The sequence below is a fragment of the Methylocella silvestris genome (assembly GCF_002891535.1).
Taxonomy (GTDB): domain Bacteria; phylum Pseudomonadota; class Alphaproteobacteria; order Rhizobiales; family Beijerinckiaceae; genus Methylocapsa; species Methylocapsa silvestris_A.
Genome location: NZ_PDZR01000016.1, coordinates 1 through 20,572, shown reverse-complemented (window position 1 = coordinate 20,572; position 20,572 = coordinate 1). Strand labels below are relative to the sequence as shown.

Here is a 20,572-nt window from a genome sequence, read left to right as displayed (position 1 = left end):
TCATAGCAATCCTGGCGCCAAGACGCCACAATCAGCCGCGCAGCACCTCGGCGAGCGTCACGCCGAGCCGCGCCGGCGAGGGGGACACGCGGATTCCCGCAGACTCCATCGCCGCAATCTTGTCTTCCGCGCCGCCTTTGCCGCCGGAAATGATGGCGCCGGCATGGCCCATGCGCCGTCCAGGCGGCGCCGTGCGGCCGGCGATGAAGCCGACGGTCGGCTTCATGCGGCCGCGCTTGGCGGCGTCCTTCAGGAACTGGGCGGCGTCTTCCTCGGCGCCGCCGCCGATCTCGCCGATCATGATGATGGATTTGGTGTCGTCGTCGGCGAGGAACAGATCCAGAATATCGATGAATTCGGCGCCCTTGACCGGGTCGCCGCCGATCCCGACAGCCGTTGTCTGGCCGAGATTTTCGCGCGTCGTCTGGAACACCGCCTCATAGGTCAGCGTGCCGGAGCGCGAAACGATTCCAACCGAGCCCTTCTGGAAGATGTTGCCAGGCATGATGCCGATCTTGCTTTCGCCGGCGGTCATCACGCCGGGGCAGTTCGGCCCGATCAATGTCGACTTCGAGCCGCACAGCGCGCGCTTGACCCTGACCATGTCCTCGACCGGAATGCCCTCGGTGATGCAGACGATCAGCGGGATTTCGGCGTCGATCGCCTCGCAGATCGCGTCGGCGGCGCCCGGCGGGGGCACATAGATGACGCTGGCCTCGGCGCCGGTCGCGTCCCGCGCCTCATCGACGGTGTCGAACACCGGCAGGCCGAGATGGGTCGAGCCGCCCTTGCCGGGCGAAGTGCCGCCGACCATCAGCGAGCCATAGGCGATCGCCTGCTCGGAATGGAAGGTGCCGTTCTTTCCGGTAAAGCCCTGGCAAATGATCTTGGTGTCTTTTTTCAGCAGGATCGACATTGGAGCGGCTTTCCTTGGCGTCAGGCGTTCTTGACGGCGGCGACGATTTTCTGGGCGGCGTCGTCGAGATCGTCGGCCGGAATCACGTTCAGCCCCGATGAGGAGATGATCTTCTTGCCGAGTTCGACATTGGTGCCCTCGAGGCGCACGACCAGCGGCACGGTGAGGCCGACGTCCTTGACCGCAGCGATGACGCCCTCGGCGATGACGTCGCATTTCATGATGCCGCCGAAGATATTGACGAGGATGCCTTTGACCTGCGGGTCGGCGGTGATGATCTTGAACGCCGCCGTCACTTTTTCCTTGGTGGCGCCGCCGCCGACGTCAAGGAAGTTCGCCGGCTCCGAGCCATAGAGCTTGATGATGTCCATGGTCGCCATGGCGAGGCCGGCGCCATTGACCATGCAGCCGATTTCGCCCGACAGCGAAATATAGTTGAGGTCGTGCTTCGACGCCTCGATCTCCTTTGGGTCCTCCTCGGTTTCGTCGCGCAGCGCGAACATGTCCGGGTGGCGGTAGAGGGCGTTGGAATCGAACGACACCTTGGCGTCGAGACAGACGATCCGGCCGTCCTTGGAGATGATGAGGGGATTGATCTCGAGCATCGCCATATCCTTGGCGATGAAGGCGTTATAGAGGCTTGTGGTCAGGGCGCCTGCCTGCTTGGCGAGATCGCCCGAGAGGCCGAGCGCGGCGGCGAGCCGGCGGCCGTGATGAGGCTGCACGCCGGTCGCCGGATCGACCGAAAAGGTGACGATCTTTTCCGGCGTATCATGGGCGACGTCCTCGATATTCATGCCGCCTTCGGTCGAAACCACGAAGGACGGCCGGCTCGAGGCGCGGTCGACGAGGAGGGAGACATAGAACTCCCGATCGATCTCTGCGCCGTCCTCGAGGTAGATCCGGTTCACCTGCTTGCCTGCGGCGCCGGTCTGGACCGTGACGAGCGTCCGGCCGAGCATCTGATCGACGTAGGTCTTGACGTCCTCGGGCGATTTGGCGACGCGCACGCCGCCTTTTTCGCCAGCTTCAGGCTCCTTGAAATGGCCCTTGCCGCGCCCGCCCGCGTGGATCTGCGATTTGACGACGAAGACCGGGCCGCCGAGCTCCGCGATCGCGGCGTCGACGTCGTCCGGCTTCAGGATCGCGACGCCGCGCGATACTGGAACGCCGAACTCTTTCAGGACTGCCTTGGCCTGATATTCATGGATATTCATATGGGACCGTCTCCCGACGCGCTTCCTCTTTTTTTGGGAACTTACGCTGCCGCAACAGCGAAGCAAATAGTGCTAATAGCGCAGGCTTGAGCATAAGCTCCAATTCTTGCATCTGGAGCGATTTCTTCTCGGCCAGATGGGCCGTCTGGCGGCAAGGCGCGGGGCGGGATGCGTTCAAGCCAAATCGGCTCCCGCTCTGCGCTGCGGCAAGCTCCCGAGATGGGAGCTATACGAGCGTTACTTTTCCGGTCGCCAGATCGTAGAAAGCGCCCACGACGTCGATTTCGTTCTTCGCGACCATCGCGGAAAGGATCGGCGTCGCCTGCTTCAGCTGTTCGACATTATATTGGATGTTGGCGATCATCGCGCGATGATCGAGATCCGGGCCCGGCTGCTTCAAGGCCGGCTCGATGCCGGGCTTCATCGCGCGCACGAGATCGGCGATGTGGCCGGGCAGATCATTGCCCTTCTGCAGCGCCGAGACGGTCGCGTTGACGGCGCCGCAACTCGTATGGCCGAGCACCATGATCAGCTTTGAGCCGAGCACTGCGGCCCCGAATTCGAGGCTGCCCAAACCCTCAGTCGTCACAAAATTGCCGGCGACGCGGACCACGAACAGATCGCCCGGATTTTGGTCGAAGGCCAGTTCCGGAGCGACGCGGGAATCCGCGCAGCCCAGAATCGAAGCAAATGGCGCCTGTCCTGCCGCCCGGCTCGCGCGGGCGGCGGAAAAATCGCGCACGCGCGGCGCATCGGCGACGTAGCGGGCGTTTCCTTCGACGAGCAGCGCCAGGGCGGCCTTTGGCGTATCAGCGGCAGACGCCGCCGGTTGAGCCTGCGCCAGGGCGCCCCCGAGCGGAGCCGCGGCCAGGGCGACGGAGCCGGCCAGCATCAGGTTTCGACGGCTAAGCCCTTGGGGAAGACAGTCGTTGCACATCGCTCTCGCCTCTTTCCGATCAGCTGCTGGTCCTGCCGGGACGGGCGTTCCGAACCGGCGTCATACGGCAAACAGGAGCGTAAAGAGCGTTCAGGCCGAAGCCGTCCTGCTCTCGCGCATATCCGGATCGGGCCGAGGCCGGTCCGCGCGGCGATGCTCCGGCGGCTCGACTTGGTCCGTATTCCTGTGGAGCCGGGCGGAAGGGAGCTCCGCCCGGCGCGCCCGGCGGGTCAGCCCGCGAGCGCCGGATTGATCGCTTTGCAGGCCTCGACGAGGCCGCGCACGGAGTCGACGGATTTGGCGAACATCGCCTTTTCCGCCTCGTCCAGCGTGACCTCGACGATCTTCTCGACGCCATTCGCGCCAATCACGACGGGCACGCCCACATAGAGATTATCGACTCCATACTGGCCGGAGAGCTGCGCCGCGCAGGGCAGCACGCGGCGCTGGTCCTTCAAATAGGCCTCGGCCATGGCGATCGCCGAAGCGGCGGGCGCGTAGAAGGCGGAGCCGGTCTTGAGGAGGTTGACGATCTCGCCGCCGCCCTTGCGGGTGCGCTCGACGATGGCGTCGAGCCGCTCCTGCGTCGTCCAGCCGAGCTTGACGAGATCGGTCAGGGGAATGCCGGCGACGGTCGAATACCGCAGCGAAGGGACCATGTCGTCGCCATGGCCGCCGAGCACGAAGGCGGTGACGTCCTCGACCGAGACCTTGAACTCTTCCGAGAGGAAATAGCGGAAGCGGGCCGAATCAAGCACGCCGGCCATCCCGACGATCTTGGCGGGCGGCAGGCCGGAGGCCTTCTGCAGCGCCCAGACCATGGCGTCGAGCGGATTGGTGATGCAGATCACAAAGGCGTCGGGGGCATATTGCTTCACGCCGGCGCCGACCGCGTCCATGACCTTGAGATTGATGCCGAGGAGATCGTCACGGCTCATGCCCGGCTTGCGCGGAACGCCGGCCGTGACGATGATGACGTCGGCGCCGGCGATGTCGGCATAGGAATTGGCGCCCTTGAGCGAAGCGTTGAATCCCTCGACCGGACCGGATTCGGCAAGATCCAGCGCCTTGCCCTGCGGCGTGCCTTCGGCGATGTCGAAGAGCACGATGTCGCCGAGCTCCTTCAGGGCTGCGAGATGGGCGAGCGTGCCGCCGATCTGTCCCGCTCCAATCAATGCGATCTTGCTACGCGCCATTTTTTATCCCCTCGGGTCCCCCGCCTCGGAAGGCGCAAGGTTTGATGTTGAAGAAAGTGCCGCGCCGCCGAGGCGGCGGATCTCGCGGCCGATCAATAAAAACATGTAACGATGCTTTCTTGATCCATGATCCTGGAAGAAAGGGTCTTCGGCGGATGATCTCAGAACCGGATGATTTTTGGACGGACACGCCGCGGATCCATCCGAAATCTCAAATCCTTTTCTTGATCCAAAGCGTTGCGCCTGCGACCATAATCGCGCCCGCTGCGGCGGAGCGAAGCGGCGCGGGCCGAACCATAATTGAAATTATTTGCCGCCGCCAGCGCTGACCAAGCGCGACCTATGGCGTAATATCGCGCATCTGGCCGCATGCTGCGGCGATCGCGGCGCGCGGCGCCTCGTTTTGCGGCGCGGCGCTTCCGGCTCGTCTTATGTCTCGACGAGGCCGCTGGCGTCGCCGCTGCCGACCGAGGCGATCGAGCCATGCGGCAGGTCCATATAGGCCGCCGACCGCATCTCGATGAGGCGCGAGACGGTGCGGGCGAATTCGAATTGCTCGCGTCCATTGCCGCCGGCATAGAGATTCGCCGGCTCCGCCGCGGCCGAGGCGATCAGCTTCACATGTTCGTCGTAGAGCGTGTCGATCAGAGTGATGAAGCGCTTGGCGACGTCGCGGCGCTGCGCCGCGATGACAGGGATGTCGTCGATCACCACGGTGTGGAAATAGCGCGCGATGTAGAGAAAATCGCTAGGGCCGAGCGGCGCTTCGCAGAGATCGGCGAAGGAGAAGCGGCCGACATGGGCCAGCGCCTCGGGCACGGGCAGGGCGCGGCCGAGGACGCGCAGCAGCATCGGCTTGCCGTGCGGGGCGCCGGTCAGCGCCTCGAAGGCGCCGGTGAGCGCGGCCTGCGCCTGCTCGTTCGCCGGCGTGTGCCAGGTTCGCCGCCCTTCCAGCTTTTCGCGCCGGAAATCCGTGCGCGCGGCGAGCTCGATGATTTCCATCCGCGCCTGGATCAGGCCGATGAACGGCAAAAATAGCGCGCGATTCAGCCCTTCCTTGTAAAGATTGATCGGCTCGACATTGGAGGTCGCGACGATCACGACGCCGCGCTGGAACAAAGCGGTGAACAGGCGTCCGAGAATCATCGCGTCGGTGATGTCGGTGACGTGGAATTCGTCGAAGCAGAGGAGCCACGCCTTTTCGGCGATTTGATCGGCGACGGCGGCGATCGGATCGTCGCCCTTCGCCTTTTTTTGCTTGTCGTCCTGGCGCCAGGCGTAGATCGCCGCATGCACATCCGCCATGAAGGCGTGAAAATGGCTGCGGCGCTTGCGCTGCGGCGGCGCCTCCTCGAAAAAGAGGTCCATCAGCATCGTCTTGCCGCGGCCGACCGAGCCCCAGATGTAGAGGCCGGGGACGAATGGCTCAGGTTTGCGGCCGCCAAAAAAGCGCGACAGCCCGGTGGGCTTGGTCGCGGGCTCGTAGCCCTCGAGCGCCGCCCTGAGCTTGTCGAGCTTGGCAAGGACGATGCGCTGGGCCTCGTCGCTCTCGATCAGTCCTGCGTCGATCCTGGCCTTGTAACGCGTAAGAAGGGAGACCGACACATTCATTCCTGTTGAGGGGGCCGCCGGTCGAGAAGGCCGCTGACCGAGCCTTTGGAAGGCGGGGCCCTGATTATCGCGACGCGCGTCAAAAGCGCAACAGAGGCAAGACGGCGCGGCGCCCATGCCCGTGCAAGCCTGGCGATTTACCTCTGTCGGCGGGTCGCGGAAGGGATTCGGGCGGCTGAAGGAGGGGGCGATTCTCGGGCAATTCGCGCCATTTCGCGGGTTCAACGAATATTAAGGACTGTCATCCCATTTTACCCAAACGCCAGCTTGCCTTTTTCTGTTCGCAATCCGCCCCTACAACTTTCAAGGGCTAGCTTGACGTTAGCGGCGCCGCGTGAGGCGGACGCGCCAGACGAAAAGGATCAGGGCATGACTCCGAGAGGCCGAAAACAGGTCGCCGCCTTCTGCGTTGTTCTGGTTGGCGCTTCATGTTCCGCTTCGGCCGCTCCTTTCCTGGCCCATGATTTTTCCGGCGAGGCCCGTTCCTTCGCAGGAGCCGAAATACAGAAAGTCGTGGTGTTCGGGCGCGACAGCCGGCGCACTGTCGAGCAGTTCGCGGCCGAGGAGAAGCTGAGCGCCCCGCATTTGCGCCAGAAATTTGCCGCCTCGGGCCTCATCGAATGCGGCGGCGCGCATGGCGCCGGCCAATTGACCCTGACGGACGATCTCGTCACCACGGCGGCGCATGTCTTCTTCGACGAGCAGGGCGTCCCGCGCGCGAAAACCTGCACCTTCGTCAATGAGGTCGACGGCAAGGAAGTCCGTACGCCCATCGATTCCGCCTCGATCGTCGCCGGCAGCAAAGATCCTTATGCGGTCGCCGCCGTGCATGATTGGGCGGTGGCGCGGCTGACGCGCCCCGTCACTGGCGCGGCGCCCTACGGCCTCGCCGGCGCGCAAAGCCCGAACACGCCGACCGAATTCGTCGCTCGCGGCCATATGGACTGGGGCGACGGCCGCAAGCTGTCGATGGAGAAATGCGGTTTCCACGACCAGCTGTCGACGGGCGATGAAGGCACCCGCGAATTCTCTTTCGATTGCGAGACGGGCGACGGCGCCTCGGGCGGCGCGTTGATTTTTGGCGACAAGGGCGATCCGATGGTTGGCGCCATTCTGGTCGGATGGCGCTCGAACAAGCCATTCCATTCCGCGCCTTTCTCGCCGACCCATTATAATTTCGCCGTGACGATCGAGGGAGCCTTCAAGAAGGCGGTGATCGCCTCGGCCGCGAAGGCTTACGTCGCTCGTTAAACATCTGTTTGGACCTCCCGCGCCGCTTGCGGCGGTCGGCGCGTCAATCGCAGCGGCGCAGAGCGCGCCAGACCGGCTCCCGCCCCGGACGAAGCGCAAGGCTGCGGCCTAGGGCATATTCCGATCAGATTGAATAAATCTGATCGATAAGCGCTCTAGCTTTGCTCCCAAAGACCTTCCACCCCGCCAAGCCCGACGTTGAAATCCCACCCCGTCGACGGGACGCTCAACGGCTTCTTGGCGGCGATGTCGCTTGCTGGCGCAACGCCGTTTTCAAGCGGTCCGAAGAATTCAAAGATGCTCGCCCCATCAAATCCAAGCGACGCGCTGGATAGGCGGCCCTTGCCGATAAAATCCGTCGTCTCCATGAAATATGGCGTCGTGAAAGGCTGGAAATCGGTCGGTCGGTTGACGCCGAAGGGGAGGCCAATGGCGCCGCCGAGGGCCGCGAATTGAAGGTCGATCTCTTCGCCGCTGCGGGCGTTGCGGATGGTTATGAACAGCGCTTGGGCGCTGATTTCGGCCCCTGGAATAGTGGCGGAGGCTCCGATCCGCGTGCGCATCAGAAAATGTCGCGAGATGTTCTTGTTGCGCGGCGAAACGCGTATCTCTGTGCCGGGAAAGTCGATTTTCTGAGGGTAGGTTTTCGCCATCACGATGTTGACGCGGCGATCCTTGTCGAGCCGGGCGGGAGCCCGCTCGGCGCCTTCTCCGGCGCCTCGGGCGAGGGACCGGTAGCGGCTGCGCCAATAAAAGGTCGATTTGGCGCCAAGGAAATGTTCGTCAAGCGCGAGGCGAACCATATCTGCGCGCTTCAGGGAGAGGTTCAGATTGTAGCTCGCCGCGCCGCGATAGTCGGCGTAGCCCACAAGACCCATTTCGAACGGTCGCAGATGTGGCCCGAACTCGGACGCGAAATAGCGCTTCAGGCCGACGGCTATCGATTCGATCGCGTCCCTGTCGTCGTCGTCGAGAGCCGTCTCATTGGTCCTGAAATAAATCTGCCCGACGACGGGCAGGGTCGAGGCGGGGTCTTTGACTCCGTTTCCCGCAAGGTTAACCCAGCTTTCTCCCTGATCGACAGCCATGATTTCCTCCCTGGCGCGCTCTATTGGCGAGGTCAGCTTCAGGGCATCGAGGAGATCTCGCTGTTTCGCGGGGAACACCCCCAATTTTTTTTCCGCCGCCCGGCGCGGTGAAGGAGGGAGCAGCGTGAGAAGGGCGGCTCCAGGGCGGCGTCAGCACCCTTTTTCGGCGGGCGCCGGGCGGCGCCCCGTCTTGTCGGCATTCGGACAAACGTTGGAACCGTTCCAGACCTTTGCAAAGCCCCTGGAGCCCGCCGGGAATGCGCGGTCAATCAACGAAACGGGCGGCGAAAAGCGCTTTTTTCTCGGCGCTGTCGAGGCCACGCGCGAGCGGCCACCCGTTTTCGGCAAAGAACGCCTTCACCTCGCGCGTCACCTCCCTGCCGCGCACATACCAGCGCTCGACGCCGTCCGGCGAGAGCATGGCCGGGCCGTCAGCGCGGTGCGGCGCGTCGTCCTCGAGCCAGAATTGCGTATCGCAGTAGAGATAGCAGCCGGCCTTTCGCGACATATCGTCCTGATTGACCTCGTCGACGACGATCATCTGCGCCATGGCTTGCTCCTGTTCATCCCGTTTACCGCGGTTCCCGCCGGTGCATTGACGCGCTGCGGCGAAACTTTGCAAGAACCGCGCAAAGCCGGCCTGCGGCGCGATCTGCGAAGCCAGGGGGCGCTGCGGCATGTTTCATGCTGATTTGACGAAAGCAGGCGATTACACGGCTGCGCCCGCGGCTTCGCGTGTCGGATTGCCGACACGGCGCGCAGGAACTGTGCGGGACAGCGCGAAACAAGAGGTCAGGCAAATGGTGCAGGAAGAGATCGACGTCTTCGTCATTGCCGATGAGGAGGCTTTCGCGCCCGGCGCGGCCGCGAGCTTCAAATTCACCCATATCGATGAAAATGGCGCGGAGAAGCCGGTATCGATCATCGTCGTCCGCACGATGGCGAACGAATATGTGGGCTATGTGAATGAATGCCCGCACAAGGGCGTTGCACTCGATGGCGGCAACGGGCGGCTGCTCAGCCAGGATCGCAAGAACCTCGAATGCGGCCAGCACGGCGCCCTGTTCGATATCCAGACCGGCGTTTGCACCGACGGTCCCTGCCTCAACAAGAGCCTTGAGCCAGTGGCGGTCGCGGTGATCGACCATGAAGTCTGCCTGATCGGCGTCAAGCTGCTTGAGGATGACGGCAAGCGCGATCCTTTCGGTGAACAGGAAGAGGATGGTCCGATCGTTCTGATAACGAGCGATTGAGCGGCGTCGCGCTCTGATTTATGAATTATGATGACTGCCTCAGGAGGCCGCATGACGCAGACCAGCACATTTCGCCGCATCGGCGTCGCGGAGGCCGAGGCGCTGCTCGCGCAGGGCGGCGCGATTGTTTATGACGTGCGCGATCTCAACAGCTACCGCGCCGGACATATCGAGGACGCGCGTCATCTCTCCGGTGAGACGCTTGGCGATGTGATCATGGCGACGCCGAAGACGGCGCCGATCCTGATCTGCTGCTATCACGGCAATTCCAGTCAGGAATATGCGCGCATCCTGAGCGATTTCGGCTTTTCCGACGTCTATAGTCTCGACGGCGGCTTCGAGGCTTGGGCCAACCGGCGGCCGCGGTGACTGAAGCTGGGCTTGACGACGGGCTGCGGGCTTTTCTTGCTTCGCATGGCTTTGCCGACGTCAATGGCGCGCCCGGCGGCGCCCTGACGCCGTTGATGCGCGCGAGTCTTGACGGCGACTGCGACGCGGCGCGGGCCCTGATCGCCGCCGGGGCAAAGCTCAACACGCGCAATGGCGACGGCAACACCGCTTTATGGCTCGCCTGCGTTGGCGACCATGCGGCCATGGTCGACGCGCTCGCGGCGGCCGGGATCGACCTCGACAGCCAGAACGAGAATGGCTTCACCGCGCTGATGTACGCCGCCTCGGCCGGCAAGCCGGCCGCGCTCGCGCGCCTCATTGCGGCGGGCGCCAATCTGGCGCTGGAATCGCAGGACGGCCTGACCGCCCTCGACCTCGCGGCGAGCCTCGAATGCCTCAATCTTTTGCGCGGGCGCGGGGTGCGGGCGGGTGTTTGAGCAAAGCGCGGCGTGGTCCCAGTCTGAATTTCGCTTGTCGGCGAAAACGCGGCTTTGCGCTTGATCAGCACCTCAGAAGCCGTCGATCGCGCATGCGGAGTTCGCCGCCAGTGTTGCGTGGATGTGTGCGAGCGGCACTGCTGCGCGCGCCTCACCGTCTCCTTTAACTGGCTAGTGGCAACCACGAGGAGTCATCTCCCCTTCTACCATGGAAACCGCAGTTGAGCTTCGATCGACGCGTCCCTTTCTACAACGGGCCATTCGAGCGATAGTGCGAGACAAAGGGGCGGTGACAATGTATGTTCCGCTTTTGTTCTATTTGGAGGCGAGTGCGTGGCGCAGCTGACGCCAATCGAATGGACGGATGTGACGTGGAATCCTGTCGCCGGATGCACGGTCGCAACTTCAGGTTGTACGAACTGCTATGCCATGCGCATGGCGGCGCGTCTCGAATCCATGGGCATGCCCAAGTACCAAGGCCTCACTCGTAAGAGCGGCGGTCGCTATGTCTGGACCGGTAAGATCGTTCAGGATGAGCGCTCGCTGTCGGCGCCGCTGACCTGGCGCGCGCCGCGCACCGTCTTCGTTAACTCGATGTCCGATCTATTTCACCCTGCAGTCGAAGAAGATTTCATCTTCGAGGTGTGGAGCGTCATGAAGCGGACGCCCCGGCACACCTACCAAGTCTTGACCAAGCGATCCGAGCGGATGCGCGAGGTGTTGTCACAGACCCGATTTCCGGTCCTTCCGAATGTTTGGGTCGGCACGAGCGTGGAAAACGACGCGGTTCTAGGCCGCATTGGCGACCTGCGCGCTACGCCGGCAGCCGTGCGCTTCATCTCCTTCGAGCCACTGATCAGCTCGGTCATCAAATCGGACCTGTATCAGATCGACTGGGCAATAGTCGGTGGCGAAAGCGGTCCGCGGGCGCGCCCGATGCGAGAGGAATGGGTCGTCGAGATCGAGGAGATGTGTCGGGAGAGCGGAACCGCGTTCTTCTTCAAGCAATGGGGCGGTCGCAACAAGAAGGCTGCCGGTCGCCTACTCAATGGCCGGACGTACGACGAGATGCCGACCCGAACTTTTTCAGCGTCGAGTGCACCCCTTTCTGTATGAGTTCGATCGCCTTATTGCTGCTACTGTTCGACAAGCAGAAGAGCGAAAAGAGGTGCCCGCGCCCATCCGCGATTAGCGGTAGCGGCTCCGACGCGTAACGGAAGAGATTTTCTAGTCGCTTGCGCGCGTAAGCTTCGATCTGCGACTGAGTGACGTTGCGCGTCGACGTGTTGAAAGTCTGTGCAAACAGGTCGGGGATGACCTGCGTTTCGTACAACTCACTGCGCCAGAGCGGTGTTCCGAAGATCTCGTCCAGCCGGTTTTGCTTGTGGGCATCCACATTGTTGAGGTCGCCGGATAGCTGCCGCGTCACTGCCTGCAGGGGGAAGAGATACCAGACGTCGACGGCCTGCGTGTTCGCCAACCGGCCCAACGTGGCCCATTCGACGTTCATGCCATACGGATCGAGGAACACGACGGCGCGGTGATTGCCCCTACCGCCGATTTGTTGGCTCCACGGTTGACTGGCAAATATCGAGCGGAGTTCGGTGTTCGCGTCGCCGTGGCGGCATTCGATCAGCTTTCCGGGGTTCTCCTTGCGGATCGCGTCCAACTCGCGGAAACGCGCGGCGTTGCCCTCGATAAAGACGTGTCGCTTGAATGGTGGATCAACCGAGAGGGCGCGCATAACCGACCCGGCAAGCTGCTCGGTCGTCGTCTCGACCGGCGCGCCCTCGAACAGACCGCCGCAATTGCGTGTCTCGATCCGGCTGCCTGAGCCGGCGAAGGCATCAATGTACCAGAGGTCGAACGGCGTTGTCTTTAGCACTTTGGTGAAGAAACCGAGATAGTAATGGACGGCATCGAGCTTGAGCTCGGTCCACACGCCGCCAAACCGATGTCCTTGCTCAACAAGCGTCGTCATCAAACTCTCCGATTCGCACACGGTGCGTTGAACGAACGAAGAACACCAGAGGTACACCGCTGCGTCAACATGGTTTGGCACTCTGGTTCTGCGAGTGCCAAAATCGTTGGTGCGACCATCACCATCGGTGGTGAGCCGGCTTCGCGAACAGTCCGTGTTACGATCAAGAGCGTCTAATTCTCGTCTCGTTCTTTACATGAGCCACCGTCCCCCACGGCCCAAGCCGAAATGCCGACCGGGGCCCGCCGGACGAAGCCGTCGCTTGTGTCCGCGCGCCCGGCGGGCTAGGCCGGTCGTTTCAACACGCGGCGCCTTATGTCCCTGACCATCTTCGCCCTGCTCGTCGCCACCGGTTTTGCGGCGGGCTTCGTCGACGCCATCGCCGGCGGCGGCGGGCTTTTGACGCTGCCCGTCCTGACGCTGGCGGGGCTCGATCCGGTCAGCGCCATCGCGACGAATAAATTGCAAAGCTCGTTCGGCTCCGGCTCAGCGATGCGAACCTATGCGCGCGCCGGCCAGATTCGATGGGGGGAGGTCGGCCTTCTCGCCGCGCTGGCGGCGGCGGGCGCCGTCGCGGGCGCAACGCTCGTCGCCCATCTGCCGGTCGATTGGCTCAAAGCGGTGCTGCCTGTCGCGCTCGTCCTGATCGCGACCTATTTCGCCTTTTCGCCGAAGATCGGCGATCTCGAATCCCGCGCCCGCATGAGCGTCAGGGCGTTCACCTTGACGATCATTCCGCTGATCGGCTGCTATGACGGGATGTTTGGACCGGGCGCCGGCTCTTTTTATGTGCTCGGCTTCGTCGAGCTGCTGGGCTATGGGCTCGTCAAGGCGACGGCGCATACCAAGGTCGCCAATTTTGCCTCAAACCTCGCCGGACTGGCGACGCTGGCCCTGACCGGACATGTCTGGTGGACGCTCGGCCTCGCCATGGGCGTCGCGCAATTTTTCGGCGCGCGGCTTGGGGCGCATACGGCGATCCGTAACGGCGCGGCGCTGATCCGGCCGCTGCTCGTGACGATCTGTCTCTTGATCGCCGCCCGGCTGGCGTGGGGGCAGATTTAGCGCCTCACCAGCGCATCAGGGCGCTGCCCCAGGCCATGCCCGCGCCGATCGCCATCATGGCGATGAGATCGCCCGGCTTCAGCCGGCCGGCGCGATTGGCCTCATCCAGTGAGATCGGCAGCGAGGCGCTCGACGTATTGCCGTAGCGGTCAAGATTGAGCCAGCATTTCTCGATCGGCACGCCAACCCGCTCCAGCACCGATTCGACGATCCGCGCATTGGCCTGATGCGAGACGACATGATCGATTGCGGAAACGTCGAGGCCGTTGGCGTCGAGCGCCTCCTGAATGGCGAGGGGGAGGACGCGCACGGCATATTTATAGATCTCGCGCCCGTTCATATGCACCTTGTGCATATTGGCCGCGAGAACCTCCGCCGATTGCGGATTGCGGCTGCCGCCGCCCGGAATGTTTAAGATGTCGGCCGCGGTTCCGTCGGTATGGAGATGGAACGAGAGCAGCCCGCGTGCGGGATCCGTGGTGGGGCCAAGCACCATGGCGCCGGCGGCGTCGCCGAACAGCACGCATGTGTTGCGGTCGCTCCAGTCGACGAGGCGGCTCAAAAGCTCGGCGCCGATGACGAGGACGCGCTTGGCCGCGCCGGTCTCGATAAAGCGGTCGGCGATGGACAGGGCGAACAGCGAGCCGGAGCAGGCCGCGGAAATGTCGAAAGCGAAGGCGCGCTTGGCGCCAAGCTTGGCCTGCACGAGGACGGCGCAGGAGGGCAACGGCATGTCGGCCGAGATCGTGCCGACGATGATCATATCAAGATCCTCGGCGCGGCACCCGGCCATGGCGAGGGCGTGGCGCGCGGCGACCACCGCCATATCGGAGGTGTCTTCCCCCTCGGCGGCGATGCGGCGCTCCTTGATCCCGGTGCGCGAGACGATCCATTCGTCGGTCGTCGCGACCATCTCCTCGAGGTCGCGATTGGTCAGGACGCGCTTTGGCGCATAAGCGCCGGTCCCTAGAATCTGACTGTGTGTCAACCGTTCCCTTCCAACGCAATCGTCCGCTGGAGCCGTCTGTCGAACCGGCTTCAGCTTAAAAACCCGCCATGCGCTCCTGATCGCCCATTGGGCTGACCGGACGCGGGGCGCGCGGGCGCGGCTTAAGCTGAAAGGGATAGGCCTAAAACTCCCGCTTGCACAGGGATGCGGCCGCGATCCTTCGGAAGAAGGGACGCGCCGGCTTCAAATCTGCTTCACAAATTGAAATATTAAAGGCGAGCGCAGGAAGAAACCCCTTAAAAAACAAAGAGCAAGCGGCCACGAGGCGCCGCTTGCTCTTTGTCGCCCGAAGGCTCTGGCGGTGCGATCAGACCTTCGCGACGCGCCGCCGGGTCGCCGCCTTCGCGTCTGCCTCATCGAGCGCGTAGCTTTTTTGCAGGAAATCAATCGTTCCGCGCGCGGCGCGCAACGAATTATTGTCGACGCGCGGGCGCACCGCCGCGAGCGTCCAGTTGGCCGCCTCGCCGGCGGTTTCGCGCGGCTGCACGACCACTTCATTGACGAATTCAAAGCCGTCGCATTGCTTCAACGTTTCAAGGCAAACGGATTGCAGCTCCGCGAAGGAACAGACCGCGCGATTCATGAGTTTCTCCACCAAATCGTGTTTGCCATATGAACGGGTTTAGGCGCGGGCGTGGGCGAGATAGAAAGAGATACCATCCGACCATTGCGGCAATTACGACCGGACCGATGGGCTGACGCATTGCCTCGCCATGCGCCCGATTGAGAAGGCCGCCGGATTCTTCCGGCGCGGTGGGCCAGCCGACCTTGCGTTTCGGCGAGTGTATGCGAAGTATGCACCTGCTCCGACACGTGCAGCGCATCATCCCTGTTAGAACTTAAATATTGTACTCCAACGGAGTAAGTCGAGCTTAAGTCTTCCCCCGATTCTCCAATGTCATAAGGAGCCATTGGATCCCGTCCTGTTTAACGATGTCTTGCAATGAAACGCTAAAGGAACAGCAGAGCTGCCGACAGTCGCTTCCGTGTCGACATTCTATAAACGTGTAAACGCGAGAACTGTTCCCATCCGGCGTCGTTTTGCTTGCAAACGGCAGTGGCGCGGCGAATCCCGCCTGGCAGCGGTTGACCGACTTCGCGCCAGCTGGCTAGGGTTAGTTAAATTGCCGGAGGCCGCTCCGGATCACTTGGGGGGAAGCCGAAATGCGTTTTTTGCTTGGACTCGTCGTCGGCGTCCTGTTGACCGTAGGAGCCGCCTACATGTTCGATTCGACGCGCAGACCCGAGGGAGCGGACGCGGCGACGCAGCGTCAAATGGTCAATTGGGACGTCGTTCAGGCCGAACTCAAGACTCTGTCCGTCCAGATCGGCGACGGCTGGAGCCGCCTGACCGGCCGCAAGGATGGGTGACCCGCTCTACTCGATCTTTTCATTCGGGTAGACGCCCCAGAGATCGCCCTGTTGGATATAGCCTTTGAATCCGTCGCCCCAGACGCGGCACCAGGTTCCATCGCAACTGCGCACATTGGCGATCACATTCGACTGCAAATTGGCGGCGACGGCGGCCTTCGCGTCCGGCTTGTCGTAGACCGGCGAATCGGCGCCCTTCTTCCAGGGCGTCACGAGCGCCGTCCGCCGCCCCGACAGGAGCGAGTGCAGCACCCAGCCCTCCGATCCCTCCGAATCGCGCACCCTGCGCCAGATTTCGAATTCGGCGGTGATTTCGACGGGAAGTCCCGCACGCAGAAACACCCATGTCGTGCGATGGTCTTTCGAGGGGCCCTCGCGCAAATTCACCCGGTCCGATTTGAGGCTGACATAGCGCGGGATGGGCAAGCCGCTGGCCGAGCCGAGCTGATCTGCGTGGAGGGGAAGCGTGAAGGCGCCGCCCGTCAGCAGCGCTAAAGCCAGAACCGACAAAGCGTATTTCAAGGGCAGGGCCATGCGTCCTTCTCGTCCAGGGCGGCAAAACATCGTCTTTGCCCTCTCTTTACATCCGCCGGCCGGGTTCGGCCGCAGCGGCGTTGCGCCGCGGCGACGGCCAGGACCCGGAAAGCGTCCCGAACGGCGTCCTTGCAAACACTCCGACACACACTTCTGCAAGCATCTTGGCGAGCATCCTTGTCTTTGAACCGCCATCTGATACGAAGACCGTGGCTCCAGGGCCATGGCGCGGAGGCAAAAATTTGGCTCCGGGACAAAGCGCTGCGTTGACGCTCCCGTCTTGCCCCGGTCATGGTTAAGGGCGCGTGAAGAGGCTCGCGGCGGGCGGCAGCCCCGAGCCGGCGCGCCGCCGGGAGACAGGAAAGAGGCGGAAGGACAGGTAAAGGGATATGGTCCGCAAGAAACCGCTCGTCATCGTCACGCGCAAACTGCCCGACGTCGTCGAAACGCGGATGTGCGAGCTTTTCGACGCCAAGCTGAACATCGACGACAGGCCCATGTCGCGCAGCGAACTCGCCGCGGCGATGGCGAGCGCCGACGTCATTGTTCCGACCGTCACCGACCGCATCGACGGCGAGCTGATCCGGGTCGCCGGCGAGCAGATGAAGCTCATCGCCAATTTCGGCAATGGCGTCGACAATATCGACGTCGGGATCGCGGCCGAGCGCGGCATCACGGTGACCAACACGCCGGGCGTGCTGACGGAGGACACCGCCGATATGACGATGGCGCTCATCCTGGCTGTGGCGCGCCGGATCGTCGAGGGCGCGAAATCGATTCCCGACGGCTCCTGGTCCGGCTGGTCGCCGACCTGGATGCTCGGGCGCCGGATCACCGGCAAACGGCTCGGCATTGTCGGCATGGGCCGGATCGGCCAGGCCCTGGCGCGCCGCGCCAAGGCGTTCGGCCTGCAGATCCATTATCACAACCGGCGCCATGTGGCGGCCGCGATCGAGGAGCAGCTCGAGGCGACCTATTGGGAGTCGCTCGACCAGATGCTGGCGCGCATGGACGTCGTCTCGGTAAATTGTCCGCACACTCCGGCGACCTATCATCTTTTGTCGGCGCGGCGGCTGAAATATCTGCGGCCGCACGCCATCCTCGTCAACACGGCGCGCGGCGAGATCATCGACGAGGCCGCGCTGACCCGTATGCTCGAACTGGGCGAACTCGGCGGCGCCGGGCTCGACGTCTTCGAGCATGAGCCGGCGGTCTCAAAGAAGCTGCTGCGGCTTGCCGAGGCCGGCAAGGTGACGTTGCTGCCGCATATGGGCTCGGCGACGACGGAAGGCCGCATCGACATGGGCGAAAAGGTCATCGTCAATGTAAAGACCTTCCTCGACGGCCATCGCCCGCCCGACCGCGTCCTGCCCTCCATGCTGTAAAGACGGGCGATCCCGTGCTTGTCGCGCCGGCCTCTGCGCTTGCGTTGCCGTAGTACCAGCGGCCGTCGCTCTCGACCGAACGGTGAGGGGAGTCCCTTTTTGCGGTTGAGACGATTCCAAGACGCGAGGAGGATTCGCGTCACGTTAGCGGTAACTTTGTGGAGCGACTTTTTATCAGCGGAGCTGAGAGTCGGCTCGCTGCGGCGTCGAAGAATGCGAGCTAGAGCCGGCGTCTCTCCTTCGCTTGCTGCAGGGACGGCATCAACGGGACCAGGTCGCCGCGGATCGGCGGCTGGATCGGCAAACCTTGCGGAGCTGTAGGACGCGATCATCGATGCCGCCTGAGTGGCTTGGCGAAACCTTGTCGCGCAACCCGAGCCCATCACCTCGATCGGCAGGCGGGATGGGGCGCACATAAGTCAAATATCAAGGCCGTTGGCATAAGTGGCGCCTGCGGCCTGAACTGCGCGCCGATTTCATCCCGGCTGACTCAAAGCAGTGGGCGGCGTTTGCTTGAGCCCTCTGCGCTGGCGGTGGCCTCCAACGAGGAGCAGGACAGGAAGTCCAAGACCGGTCACAATAAAAAGAACATCGACCGATCGAGCCGGCGGCAACCAAAAGAGGGACGCGGCGGCGGCCAAGGCGCCGGCGCTGGCGACGAGCGCGGTGCCGAAGGAAATGAATTTTGCCTCCGAAACGGCATAAAGAAGGAGCGTGTAGGCTTTCTGGGCGACGACAGCGCCCATGAACAGACTGAGTGCGAAAACATCAAGGCTATCGCCTTTAACGGTCAAACTGAACATACGATCGATGTAGAGCGGCCCGGCAAAAGCCATCGCGCAGCCGACCACGACGCCATAGACAAGCCCGGTGACGACAAACAGCCGGTGAAGAAAGAGTTTGCGCGGCTGCTCCATCTGTCCCCAGCGAATGGAGATATAGGATGTCAGCGGAAACATGATGAGAAGCACAGGCGATATAAAGCTGCTGAACAGGCGCGAGAACGTGCCGACCCAGGCGGCCATTTGCGGATCGCCGGCAAGATTGAGATAATAAACGCTAAAGCTCAACAGCATCCCAAGTGCGCCGTCCGCCATGATCACGCCGATCGCGGGCATCACCATCGGGCGCAGCCCCTCGATTTTTCCGCGCAGAAGAAAAGGACGTTGAAGCAGGAGCGCGACGAGCGTGCAGATGCTTGCGAGCCCATAGGGCGCGAGGAGCGCAAGGCTGGCGAGGATGATTCCGCCCTGCGGCAGGCCGATCCAATAGACCGCCGCATAAATGACGACCTGAAAGATCAGCTGAAAAACCGCCGTCATATAGTGTTCGTTATAGCTTGCGCGCAGATTATCGAAGGTATTGAGAAAACCGGAGAGGATCGGCAGGACGCTGACCAGAATGAAGATCGGGGCAGTCCAGCTGCGCCCGGTGATCGCGATCATGACGGCGGCTGCCAGCACCGCCGCTGCGGTGACGAACGCAATTGTCGTCACGAAAATATTGGCCTGCTCCTTTTCATTGTGCGCGCCGACGCTGGCCGCCAAAAGCCGCCGTCCGACTGCATTTATGCCGCCAAACGGAAGAAGAAAAAGGGATCCAAGCGCCAGCGCGGACAGCAATTCGCCGTAAGTCGAAGGCCCGAGCGCCTCGCTGACTAAAGGCAGCACGATAAAAACCGAGGCGATGCCTGGCAGCTTGGCGATAACGTTAAAGCCGAGAGAGGCGATCAGGCGCCGATGGTCGGGCGTCAGGTTAATCGGTTTCAGAAGACTCTCCCTGGCCGGACGCAGGTTCAATCCTGCGTAAAGCATGGCGTTGAAAACAGAAAATTTAACTCGAAGACGACGCCTGCCGCTGTTTGGTCGGGGTTCGGCCCTCATGCCCGTCCGTCCTTGTTTCATGGGGCCGTGTTTGGGGGCGGGTCAGCTTGATCGCGACAGGGACGGCTCCGCCGGCTCCAATGGAACATAGTCGATCGGCGTATCGCGTCCCGAAGGCTTTTCTTCCTCGGTCTGCTTCTTGAGCCAGATTGACGGCATGTCGCCAAGGAAGGCGGCCCATCGCGAATAGGTGGAATTGGAGCCTACAAGGATGGAAGCGGACGACATGGCCAGCAGATCCGTGATGTCGGACCCGGACCGGTAGGAGGTCGCGCCGAGCTCAAGGAGAGGCCGCAACTCTGCGTCGCCGCCGTCTGAAAAGACGCGCACGGGTTTTTCCGGGTGCCTGGCGCGAAGATCACGGACGACGTCAACGTACCATGACAACGGAATTCTGACGTTGGCGACGCCCTTTTGGACGATGCTGGCGTCCGCCGGGACGGCGAAATCGCCAAGTCGTACGTGAACCGCAATAAATCCACTCTGCCCCCAAGTGTGATTTTCGGGGAGGGGATCCCGGATGATGCCGAGCAGCCTTTCGCGGATGAGATCGCGAAAGGGGTGTAGCCCCTCAAAGGTGAATTTCCGGCTTGAGACGACATTGAGGGCGCCGGGAACGAGCTCGGGGTCGGACTTTTCTCCGATTACGATCTCTGCGCGCCGCCTGTATCTGGAGATCAGCGTCCAAAACTTGTGCAGTCGCGAGATTTCGCCGGGAAAAGGCTTAAAAATCCGAAAATAGAGTCGATTGCTGCTTTCGCGACGGAGAAAAGATCCGATTTTCAATGAAAACCAGGGAGGCGCAATAACATCGGCGTCGCATTGAGCGGCAAGAACCACCGCGTGAAAATAGGTATAAAAGGAATTGCCGATACCGTGGCCAGACAGACGCAAAAACCAAAGATCGTGAACGCTCCCAAGCCTCGGATAGACTGCAATGCGGTTCGAATTTTTTTGCGGCATTTATTTGTTACACCCCAGCTAAAACGAGCGAACCCACAACGCTGATCGCGGGCGTCTCCGCATGTGCGGCCCCACGGGGGGGGGG

Annotated in this window: 21 protein-coding genes; 8 read left to right on the top strand and 13 right to left on the bottom strand. The window is 62.5% G+C overall.

Translation table 11 applies throughout. The annotated features are described in order from the left end of the window. Positions 1 to 31: 31 nt before the first annotated feature. The 5 genes from sucD to zapE all read right to left on the bottom strand — a co-directional run bounded on the left by sucD (position 32) and on the right by zapE (position 5,877). Positions 32 to 916, bottom strand: a complete 885-nt coding sequence (gene sucD / locus CR492_RS13645; RefSeq protein WP_102844296.1) for a succinate--CoA ligase subunit alpha — start codon at positions 914 to 916, stop codon at positions 32 to 34. Between the two features lie 20 nt (positions 917 to 936). After that, the gene (gene sucC / locus CR492_RS13640) at positions 937 to 2,133 is read right to left on the bottom strand and encodes an ADP-forming succinate--CoA ligase subunit beta (protein WP_102844295.1); all 1,197 of its coding nucleotides are present in this window, start codon (positions 2,131 to 2,133) and stop codon (positions 937 to 939) included. A gap of 226 nt (positions 2,134 to 2,359) precedes the next feature. Next, entirely contained in the window at positions 2,360 to 3,070 is a 711-nt protein-coding gene (locus tag CR492_RS13635) for a carbonic anhydrase (RefSeq protein ID WP_102844294.1), read from the bottom strand. Between the two features lie 230 nt (positions 3,071 to 3,300). Then, positions 3,301 to 4,266 carry a malate dehydrogenase gene (gene mdh / locus CR492_RS13630; protein ID WP_102844293.1) on the bottom strand — a complete coding sequence of 322 codons (966 nt, stop codon included), beginning with the start codon at positions 4,264 to 4,266 and terminating at the stop codon, positions 3,301 to 3,303. Positions 4,267 to 4,695: 429 nt separating this feature from the next. Beyond that, on the bottom strand, positions 4,696 to 5,877 hold the full coding sequence (gene zapE / locus CR492_RS13620; RefSeq protein WP_102844291.1) for a cell division protein ZapE: 1,182 nt from the start codon (positions 5,875 to 5,877) through the stop codon (positions 4,696 to 4,698). Positions 5,878 to 6,246: 369 nt separating this feature from the next. Here zapE and CR492_RS13615 point away from each other — a divergent pair, with 369 nt between their 5' ends. Next, positions 6,247 to 7,128, top strand: coding sequence for a trypsin-like peptidase domain-containing protein (locus tag CR492_RS13615; protein WP_102844359.1), 882 nt, complete (start codon positions 6,247 to 6,249; stop codon positions 7,126 to 7,128). A 155-nt stretch (positions 7,129 to 7,283) separates the two neighbouring features. Here the strand turns inward: CR492_RS13615 and CR492_RS13610 are convergent, their stop codons facing one another. Both CR492_RS13610 and CR492_RS13605 read right to left on the bottom strand, forming a co-directional pair. Continuing rightward, entirely contained in the window at positions 7,284 to 8,216 is a 933-nt protein-coding gene (locus tag CR492_RS13610) for an OmpA family protein (protein ID WP_146030269.1), read from the bottom strand. Positions 8,217 to 8,481: 265 nt separating this feature from the next. Further along, positions 8,482 to 8,766: an aldehyde dehydrogenase gene (locus tag CR492_RS13605; RefSeq protein WP_102844358.1), complete on the bottom strand. Its 285-nt coding sequence runs from the start codon at positions 8,764 to 8,766 to the stop codon at positions 8,482 to 8,484. 250 nt (positions 8,767 to 9,016) lie between these two features. On the opposite strand from CR492_RS13605, the gene CR492_RS13600 reads away from it, so the two are divergent. The 4 genes from CR492_RS13600 to CR492_RS13590 all read left to right on the top strand — a co-directional run bounded on the left by CR492_RS13600 (position 9,017) and on the right by CR492_RS13590 (position 11,412). Further along, positions 9,017 to 9,469 (top strand): Rieske (2Fe-2S) protein, encoded by a 453-nt coding sequence (locus CR492_RS13600; RefSeq protein ID WP_180982547.1) that lies wholly within the window; start codon positions 9,017 to 9,019, stop codon positions 9,467 to 9,469. A gap of 51 nt (positions 9,470 to 9,520) precedes the next feature. After that, a complete protein-coding gene (gene glpE, locus CR492_RS21450; RefSeq protein WP_348626720.1) occupies positions 9,521 to 9,838 on the top strand; it encodes a thiosulfate sulfurtransferase GlpE in 318 nt (105 codons plus the stop codon). Then, complete coding sequence (locus CR492_RS21445) at positions 9,835 to 10,296, top strand: ankyrin repeat domain-containing protein (RefSeq protein ID WP_348626719.1); 462 nt, start codon at positions 9,835 to 9,837, stop codon at positions 10,294 to 10,296. The genes glpE and CR492_RS21445 overlap by 4 nt, the downstream gene beginning before the upstream one ends. A gap of 333 nt (positions 10,297 to 10,629) precedes the next feature. Further along, positions 10,630 to 11,412, top strand: coding sequence for a DUF5131 family protein (locus tag CR492_RS13590; RefSeq protein WP_102844288.1), 783 nt, complete (start codon positions 10,630 to 10,632; stop codon positions 11,410 to 11,412). On the opposite strand, the gene tcmP is transcribed toward CR492_RS13590, so the two are convergent. Continuing rightward, on the bottom strand, positions 11,342 to 12,277 hold the full coding sequence (gene tcmP, locus CR492_RS13585) for a three-Cys-motif partner protein TcmP (RefSeq protein ID WP_102844287.1): 936 nt from the start codon (positions 12,275 to 12,277) through the stop codon (positions 11,342 to 11,344). The two genes, CR492_RS13590 and tcmP, sit on opposite strands and share 71 nt — an antisense overlap. 315 nt (positions 12,278 to 12,592) lie before the next feature. On the opposite strand from tcmP, the gene CR492_RS13580 reads away from it, so the two are divergent. Then, entirely contained in the window at positions 12,593 to 13,342 is a 750-nt protein-coding gene (locus CR492_RS13580; protein ID WP_102844286.1) for a TSUP family transporter, read from the top strand. Positions 13,343 to 13,346: 4 nt separating this feature from the next. Here CR492_RS13580 and CR492_RS13575 read toward each other — a convergent pair whose 3' ends face one another. Further along, the gene (locus CR492_RS13575; protein WP_102844285.1) at positions 13,347 to 14,330 is read right to left on the bottom strand and encodes a beta-ketoacyl-ACP synthase III; all 984 of its coding nucleotides are present in this window, start codon (positions 14,328 to 14,330) and stop codon (positions 13,347 to 13,349) included. 328 nt (positions 14,331 to 14,658) lie between these two features. Continuing rightward, positions 14,659 to 14,934, bottom strand: a complete 276-nt coding sequence (locus tag CR492_RS13570; RefSeq protein WP_146030268.1) for a hypothetical protein — start codon at positions 14,932 to 14,934, stop codon at positions 14,659 to 14,661. Positions 14,935 to 15,515: 581 nt separating this feature from the next. Here CR492_RS13570 and CR492_RS13565 point away from each other — a divergent pair. Beyond that, entirely contained in the window at positions 15,516 to 15,722 is a 207-nt protein-coding gene (locus tag CR492_RS13565) for a hypothetical protein (RefSeq protein WP_102844283.1), read from the top strand. Between the two features lie 6 nt (positions 15,723 to 15,728). Here the strand turns inward: CR492_RS13565 and CR492_RS13560 are convergent, their stop codons facing one another. After that, complete coding sequence (locus tag CR492_RS13560) at positions 15,729 to 16,256, bottom strand: SH3 domain-containing protein (RefSeq protein ID WP_102844282.1); 528 nt, start codon at positions 16,254 to 16,256, stop codon at positions 15,729 to 15,731. A 389-nt stretch (positions 16,257 to 16,645) separates the two neighbouring features. Here CR492_RS13560 and CR492_RS13555 point away from each other — a divergent pair, with 389 nt between their 5' ends. Beyond that, entirely contained in the window at positions 16,646 to 17,641 is a 996-nt protein-coding gene (locus tag CR492_RS13555; protein ID WP_102844281.1) for a 2-hydroxyacid dehydrogenase, read from the top strand. A gap of 476 nt (positions 17,642 to 18,117) precedes the next feature. On the opposite strand, the gene CR492_RS13550 is transcribed toward CR492_RS13555, so the two are convergent. Next, positions 18,118 to 19,440: a hypothetical protein gene (locus CR492_RS13550; protein WP_180982546.1), complete on the bottom strand. Its 1,323-nt coding sequence runs from the start codon at positions 19,438 to 19,440 to the stop codon at positions 18,118 to 18,120. Positions 19,441 to 19,566: 126 nt separating this feature from the next. Next, positions 19,567 to 20,487 carry an alpha-1,2-fucosyltransferase gene (locus tag CR492_RS13545; RefSeq protein ID WP_102844279.1) on the bottom strand — a complete coding sequence of 307 codons (921 nt, stop codon included), beginning with the start codon at positions 20,485 to 20,487 and terminating at the stop codon, positions 19,567 to 19,569. Between the last annotated feature and the right edge of the window lie 85 nt (positions 20,488 to 20,572).

Coding starts and splice junctions, on each gene's coding strand:
- CR492_RS13605 (WP_102844358.1), bottom strand. CDS start 8,766: ATGGCGCAGATGATCGTCGTCGACGAGGTCAATCAGGACGATATGTCG.
- CR492_RS13570 (WP_146030268.1), bottom strand. CDS start 14,934: ATGAATCGCGCGGTCTGTTCCTTCGCGGAGCTGCAATCCGTTTGCCTT.
- CR492_RS13615 (WP_102844359.1), top strand. CDS start 6,247: ATGACTCCGAGAGGCCGAAAACAGGTCGCCGCCTTCTGCGTTGTTCTG.
- CR492_RS13565 (WP_102844283.1), top strand. CDS start 15,516: ATGCGTTTTTTGCTTGGACTCGTCGTCGGCGTCCTGTTGACCGTAGGA.
- CR492_RS13560 (WP_102844282.1), bottom strand. CDS start 16,256: ATGGCCCTGCCCTTGAAATACGCTTTGTCGGTTCTGGCTTTAGCGCTG.
- CR492_RS13580 (WP_102844286.1), top strand. CDS start 12,593: ATGTCCCTGACCATCTTCGCCCTGCTCGTCGCCACCGGTTTTGCGGCG.
- sucC (WP_102844295.1), bottom strand. CDS start 2,133: ATGAATATCCATGAATATCAGGCCAAGGCAGTCCTGAAAGAGTTCGGC.
- CR492_RS13610 (WP_146030269.1), bottom strand. CDS start 8,216: ATGGCTGTCGATCAGGGAGAAAGCTGGGTTAACCTTGCGGGAAACGGA.
- CR492_RS13600 (WP_180982547.1), top strand. CDS start 9,017: ATGGTGCAGGAAGAGATCGACGTCTTCGTCATTGCCGATGAGGAGGCT.
- sucD (WP_102844296.1), bottom strand. CDS start 916: ATGTCGATCCTGCTGAAAAAAGACACCAAGATCATTTGCCAGGGCTTT.
- CR492_RS13545 (WP_102844279.1), bottom strand. CDS start 20,487: ATGCCGCAAAAAAATTCGAACCGCATTGCAGTCTATCCGAGGCTTGGG.
- zapE (WP_102844291.1), bottom strand. CDS start 5,877: ATGAATGTGTCGGTCTCCCTTCTTACGCGTTACAAGGCCAGGATCGAC.
- CR492_RS13555 (WP_102844281.1), top strand. CDS start 16,646: ATGGTCCGCAAGAAACCGCTCGTCATCGTCACGCGCAAACTGCCCGAC.
- CR492_RS13635 (WP_102844294.1), bottom strand. CDS start 3,070: ATGTGCAACGACTGTCTTCCCCAAGGGCTTAGCCGTCGAAACCTGATG.
- tcmP (WP_102844287.1), bottom strand. CDS start 12,277: ATGACGACGCTTGTTGAGCAAGGACATCGGTTTGGCGGCGTGTGGACC.
- mdh (WP_102844293.1), bottom strand. CDS start 4,266: ATGGCGCGTAGCAAGATCGCATTGATTGGAGCGGGACAGATCGGCGGC.
- glpE (WP_348626720.1), top strand. CDS start 9,521: ATGACGCAGACCAGCACATTTCGCCGCATCGGCGTCGCGGAGGCCGAG.